The 5,714-nt window shown below is 55.6% G+C and carries 4 protein-coding genes and 3 pseudogenes; 2 read left to right on the top strand and 5 right to left on the bottom strand.

Annotation, left to right across the window (positions count from 1 at the left end; genetic code table 11):
* The 5 genes and pseudogenes from WH91_RS05525 to WH91_RS05545 all read right to left on the bottom strand — a co-directional run.
* A pseudogene (locus tag WH91_RS05525) lies at positions 1-130 on the bottom strand (IS3 family transposase); the annotation flags it as partial.
* A gap of 269 nt (positions 131-399) precedes the next feature.
* On the bottom strand, positions 400-1,863 hold the full coding sequence (locus WH91_RS05530; RefSeq protein ID WP_046170014.1) for a hypothetical protein: 1,464 nt from the start codon (positions 1,861-1,863) through the stop codon (positions 400-402).
* A 316-nt stretch (positions 1,864-2,179) separates the two neighbouring features.
* Positions 2,180-3,376 carry a hypothetical protein gene (locus WH91_RS05535; protein WP_046170015.1) on the bottom strand — a complete coding sequence of 399 codons (1,197 nt, stop codon included), beginning with the start codon at positions 3,374-3,376 and terminating at the stop codon, positions 2,180-2,182.
* Positions 3,377-3,658: 282 nt separating this feature from the next.
* Positions 3,659-3,790 carry a hypothetical protein gene (locus tag WH91_RS25750; protein WP_280140271.1) on the bottom strand — a complete coding sequence of 44 codons (132 nt, stop codon included), beginning with the start codon at positions 3,788-3,790 and terminating at the stop codon, positions 3,659-3,661.
* Positions 3,791-4,174: 384 nt separating this feature from the next.
* On the bottom strand, positions 4,175-4,801 hold the full coding sequence (locus tag WH91_RS05545) for a tyrosine-type recombinase/integrase (RefSeq protein WP_082102006.1): 627 nt from the start codon (positions 4,799-4,801) through the stop codon (positions 4,175-4,177).
* Positions 4,802-4,891: 90 nt separating this feature from the next.
* Between WH91_RS05545 and WH91_RS23205 the strand changes: the two are divergent.
* Positions 4,892-5,307: pseudogene (locus WH91_RS23205) on the top strand (transposase); the annotation flags it as partial.
* Positions 5,308-5,321: 14 nt separating this feature from the next.
* Positions 5,322-5,597: pseudogene (locus WH91_RS05555) on the top strand (transposase); the annotation flags it as partial.
* Between the last annotated feature and the right edge of the window lie 117 nt (positions 5,598-5,714).

The raw sequence follows: 5,714 nt of genomic DNA on the forward strand, positions 1-5,714 counted from the left end.
TGCCCATCGCCCGCTTGCGGCCGCCGCGGCGGCGCACGACCAGCTTCTCCTCGCGATAGATGCGGAACAGCCGCTTGTGATTGACCATATGGCCTTCTCGCCGCAGCAGTACGTGCAGGCGCCGATAGCCCTCGAGCCCGCCAAAGAGAGCTGCCAGCCCGTGAAACTGCAACTACGAATTTACATGGTTTGGGCAATCTCGTCTGGCATCGTCGGATGGCCGCAAGTTTGACATTTCCCATGCCCCTTGTGATGGCGGCGCCATGGAACTTCAGCCGCTAAACGGCCCGGCTTGGCGCTGTTGGAGGACTTTGATCTGGTGAAGTCGGAGCGAGGGTCGAACTGGCCCCCCATGAACGAGGCCTTGGGTATCCAAAGATGCCAAGTCTGTTGGCCAAGTTATGCTATTCGCCGCCTCATACGGCGCATCAGACCGGGGAAGGGTTTGCGCACAAATCCTGTCAGAGTGACAATGCCAGTTATGAGCAGAGGCAGACTGGCAGATGATCCGTACCTGAGCACATAACCCTGGCTAAACGCGGCGAGGCAAATATGCGCCAGAAATAGTAAGGCAGCTATGACTGCCACGTCTGAGATGCCACCTCGAGAGACACCAAAAATTATCAGAAAGCCGACAAGCAGACTGAGAGTCCAGGCAGGTGGCACAAACTGCGGAATGTTTATGCCGCGGATGGGCCCAAGTGCGGCCACCGCCGATAACCTCTTTTCAAAAAGCTGGCCAACGGGCCATGTGCCGTCCCCTCCAAATCGAGGGCTGTCTATTACCCTGCCCTGATCAATGGCGGCTAAGCGCTTCTTGGTCGAAGCCTCTCGATGATTTGCTGTCGAGTAGTGGATGTCCCAACTATATGGCTGCCAAAAGAGGTATTGGGAAACCGCATCTCCCAACAGCCAGGCAGTTTCGATCGGTCGATGGGCTATCGTCTCAATACCAGCCATCGCATATAATTCGGACGCAAATTCCGGACCCTGAAGGCTATACGCCTCCGGGTACCCCAGTCGAATCCTCGAAAGCAACGCAAGGTCCGCGCGCGTGGCCACAACCTCCTCCCCAAGATTCGCCAACAGTTCGGAGTTTGGCCCAAACGACGGGTCTCCCAATGAATTCACAGGCTGAAAGAAGACAAAATAACCACTGACCTGAGCGGGGAGCGGTTGTCCCGAAAATAGCCGGAATGTAACGGCGGGCATCATTGACGCAGCCACAAATGCCAGAGCCATTGCCGCACATACTAAAGCCCTCTTTCCGAATGTTTTGGAGATCGGGTGGGATAGAACTGCGGCACAAACCACCAGGCAGAACAACATTATAGGCTCCGGGCGAAACCCCATCCCCAACCCACATATCAAGGCTGATGCTATCAGGAGCCAAATGCTGCTCCGCATGTGCTGTCGACTGAGATCATACAGGCCTAGTGCAAGGACCGAGATGATCACCCCGAATTGGTCAGTCAGCGGATAGTTCCAAGGCACCCATACGAGGGAGGCCCCTAGCGCTACCATCGTGGCCACTAGTCTGGTTCCTTTTGGAGCGACCAGATATATCCAAATAATAAGGACGATGCTGAACGCTAACCAGATTGCTGACAGTGCAATCGCTATACTGTCGATGGAAACTCCGAACAACATCTGCGGCAGAAAATAGGCCAATACAGCGAAGACGCGAGACCCGATCAGACTAGCTGCATAAGTTACTTGACCGCTTTCCCATAGATGGCCGGCCTGCACGTAATACTGGCTGTCTTTGCCAAATTCAGGAGGTATGGCTGCAATAATGACCGCGGCTATACACGCTAAAAGCGATGCCGTCGCAGCGCTGAAAACTGTGCGTTGGCTGAACATGCCCGTCCGATCAATACGATACCACAAAACCAGGCGCACTCGACATCGCGACCAGTAGCCCGCACCATCGCCTAATTTTCGTTGCGCAACTAGTCTATAATGGCGACCCGGTTCCTGCACATTACCCTGTCGGAGGGATCACGAACGGTCACGGCTCTGCTGAAGGATTTTGATTTGGTGAATATAGAGCGAGGGCCGAACTGGCCGGAATGAAAAAGGTCCTGTGTGAGCGATGCCTCGATCTATCGTAATATGAAAATCTTCAGGCGGGGCAGAATGGGGTAACTGCCCAGCACAACAGTCGAACTTCTCAGCCTTACAGGTTGGTAATTTGCCTGAAAATTGACCCTATGTATTCCACGCCAGAAAGCCGCTTGGCATGTATCGAGTCTATCAACCGAGAAGCAGCCGCATTTGACTTAAAGGAGATGACCGTTTCGCCAGACGCATCGAAGGTGATGCTGATTTGCTTGGGGTCAGCTTGTGATGGCAGGTAACGTAATGTGGCCAACTGACCGCCAGAAACTGAAACTTCTACATCCAGCGCGGCTTTTTGTACGGCATTGTCCCCGCCCAGGAGATAGAAGACGACAGCGTAACGCCCCGGTTCGTTCGGTGCAAACCGCCAGTCGCTTTTGGTAGGCTCATACCAATATCCGATGTGGTCTCCCCACCCGCCGAACGTGTTCAGCATCTCGGCGCTTGACCCATCCAAGCGACCAATGGCAACGCCGCCTTCTGTCGGGACCCGTATAGCGGGGAACGTTGGCTCAATTGGGTCGCCGCTTCGCGCCACGCTGCTGAATGGCAATCCCGCGCGCGGGTAAACAAGGCCGTGCTGAAAGTCGTATCGCTGCCTCTCAGTGAAAGGCGGTTGGCTCAGTGCGAATTGCTTGAAGTTGTGGGTACGGAAAACTTCTGTCGTAAAGCGCGGCTCTTGCGTGACCAGCAAAAACCCATAGGTGGGATCAATTGCAGCCGCACCACGCTCTAAAACCACTTCCGCCACCGTGTGGCCCCAATATCCGAAGTTCTGGCCACTGACTTCCTTTGTCGTCGGCGCGTATCTTGGCGCAATCAGGTTGAGGTTATAAGCCTCGAAATGCTTCGGGAGTAGTTGGCGAACCATAACCGAAGCACTGTCGCATACCCCCGGCACGGCATCCGAAAATATAGACGCATACTCGGCCGGCGCCAGGGATCGTGCAGGAGCGTTTGAGAAGACGTAGTGCTCATAGACAAGGACGGCGACCTCTAGAAGTTCCGCCGCATTGTCGCGGCTGGTGACTGCTAAAAGATCGTCCATTGAAGCCGATCTCGGAACTGAAACCCCGAGAGCCTTATAGTCTGCCTCGATTTCTTGGAGAGACCTAAGCGGATCGTCCGGCAACAACTGCCCCGCCAAAGGAAACGCAGCAACCGAGATATCGGCGTTTGCACGCTGACTTACCGCAACGCACCAAAGCGCCAGGACACCAATCGTCAGAAATGCAAAAAGTGTCGGGCGCGTCATCCAGATAAGTATGTAGCACTATCAGTTTAGTGGCAACCTGGCGCTCGGATTTAGAACTTGGTGGCCATGTCTGACACGACCCAGTTCGCTGCCCATGGCGATATCGTGTGCTTGCTGACGGAAGCTTCCCAGCGCCAACCGGCAACAGCGGCCGTTACAGCGGGCGCGAAGTGATTGGCATTATACCCGCTAAAGCAGCAGTCATCATTGACGATGTACATATTGACGTGCCGCCGCCCCGCGCCGACGGCAAAGCCATTGCGCCACCCACCATCGACGCGCTCAAGCTCGATGCACCACGCCTAATTGCGCATAGGGCTCGATCTCGGCTGGTCGCAGATCGAGCGCATAGCCTAGTTCGTCATAGCCCTGGATGGTGGTGGCGCCATAGATTGCATCGAGCACCGATGCCAAGCCGGAACCATCACCGTCCGGGTGCTGTGGACGTCATGATAGACATGGGAGAGAGCAAACTTGATATTGGCCTCCTCTATCGAGGCGGCACCATACAGGCCGACGCCGACGCCGACGCCGACGCCGACGCCGAAGTCGTTGGCATTGGTGGTCGAAACGCGGCCGCGACCGAGACATCGGGCTCGATATCGATATCGATATCGAGCCTAGAGGGTTTCGATTCCGCCGTGTCTCTCGCCACTTCTCGCAATACAATATTAATCAGAGCCCAGCCGCGCGCGGGACTTCCGTAGAAAGGGCAGGTCGAGTCGTCGTGTCGAACGGTCGTAAGGCCTACGAAGCATGAGCCACATTGCAGATTAGTTTATGGATCGGGAAAATTGTTTACAGCTCCAAATTGATATCGGTTCCCTCTAGCATTTGGCGGTACACCTCGTTCGCGATTTTGTTGGCGGCAGCCACAAGCACTGGATCGAGATGATGAATATAATCAGCCGTGATGGAATGAGTTTCATGGCCAATAATGGCGCCGATAGTGCTCTCGGTATACCCGAGGTCGTTGCCGACACTCGCAAAAGAATGTCGAAGCGTGTGAGCGGTAATATCTTGCAAGGCGGCTCGTTTCGTCAATCGCCCGACTGCACTGTCCAAGCCGCCATAGTGACCAACAGAGCTTCGGAACCCACGCAGCACATATTTGTTTTGATTTGATTTTGTTACGCGTTGAAAAACGTCCCTCATGACCTCTGTAAATGGTCGAAGCGACAGTCCAGTCTTAGTATCCTCAAGAACCGCTGCTCGTTTGGAGATCGCCATCCACTCCAACCCTTCGATTTCACTAATGCGCGCGCCGGTCAGCGCAAGAAGCCACAGCCCTTCGCGAGCTTGATAAATCTGGTCGTCAGCTTCCCGGAGCACGTCACCCAATCTTTTATGTTCTGCAGGCGTCAGGCGGCGACTGCGTTTGTTGTCTGCAGCGCGCGGTACGGCTGACCCGCCATCCCACGATATAACGAGAGTAGACGTCGATCACGAAGATGACGTTGCCCCCGGCCTCTAATCCAGTTTGAAGTAGGCTCTGGCCCCTAGAAAGGACCAGAGATGAAGCGCAGCAGGTTTACCGAAGACCAGATCATCGGGATTTTAAAAGAGCACGAGGCGGGTGTTCCAGTCGCCGATCTGTGCCGCAAGCATGGTGTGAGCAACGCCAGCGTGTACAAATGGAAAGCCAAGTATGGCGGCATGGACGTTAGCGAGGCTCGCAAGCTTAGGGCGCTCGAGGATGAGAATGCCAAGCTCAAGCGGCTGCTGGCCGATGCGATGCTGGACAACTCGGCGTTGAAAGACCTGCTCGGAAAAAAATGGTAACGCCCGCCGTTGAGCGGGATGCTGTCGCCCATCTCCAGACGGTGTTTGGAATGAGCGAGCGGCGGGCGTGCCAGGTGCTGGGATGCTGCAGGATGACGATGCGCTACCAGACCATCAGGGTCGATGATGCGGTGCTGCGTGAGCGGATGACCTTCTCGACCAACTGCTGGCTGGTGATGCGGCCAGTGCTGCCTTTGAGCAAGGCGGCTTGCTTGATGCGCTCAAGAAGGCGCTGACGGAGCGGGCGTTGAACGCGGAGATGGATCATCATCTGGCCGGCGACGATGGCGCCGGCAACATGCGCAACGGCTATGGTCGCAAGACGGTGATGACCGAGACCGGCACGATGGCGATAGACGTGCCGCGCGACCGTCAGGCCAGTTTTGATCCGCAACTGATCGCCAAGTATCAGCGCCGCTTTCCTGGGTTTGAACCGCGCCGGGAATTCCGGAGGCTGTTTGGTATAAGTTATGCGGCCATGGCCGTTTGTTCCAGTGCCGCGTAGAAGTTTGCCTCAGCTTCCGCTGGCGGGATATTGCCGATAGGTTCGAGGAGG

The sequence above is a fragment of the Devosia psychrophila genome, assembly GCF_000971275.1.
Taxonomy (GTDB): Bacteria; Pseudomonadota; Alphaproteobacteria; order Rhizobiales; family Devosiaceae; genus Devosia; species Devosia psychrophila.

What these genes read in the sequence shown, in the direction of transcription:
- WH91_RS05535 (WP_046170015.1), bottom strand. Translation starts at nt 3,376, where the DNA reads ATGACGCGCCCGACACTTTTTGCATTTCTGACGATTGGTGTCCTGGCG.
- WH91_RS05530 (WP_046170014.1), bottom strand. Translation starts at nt 1,863, where the DNA reads ATGTTCAGCCAACGCACAGTTTTCAGCGCTGCGACGGCATCGCTTTTA.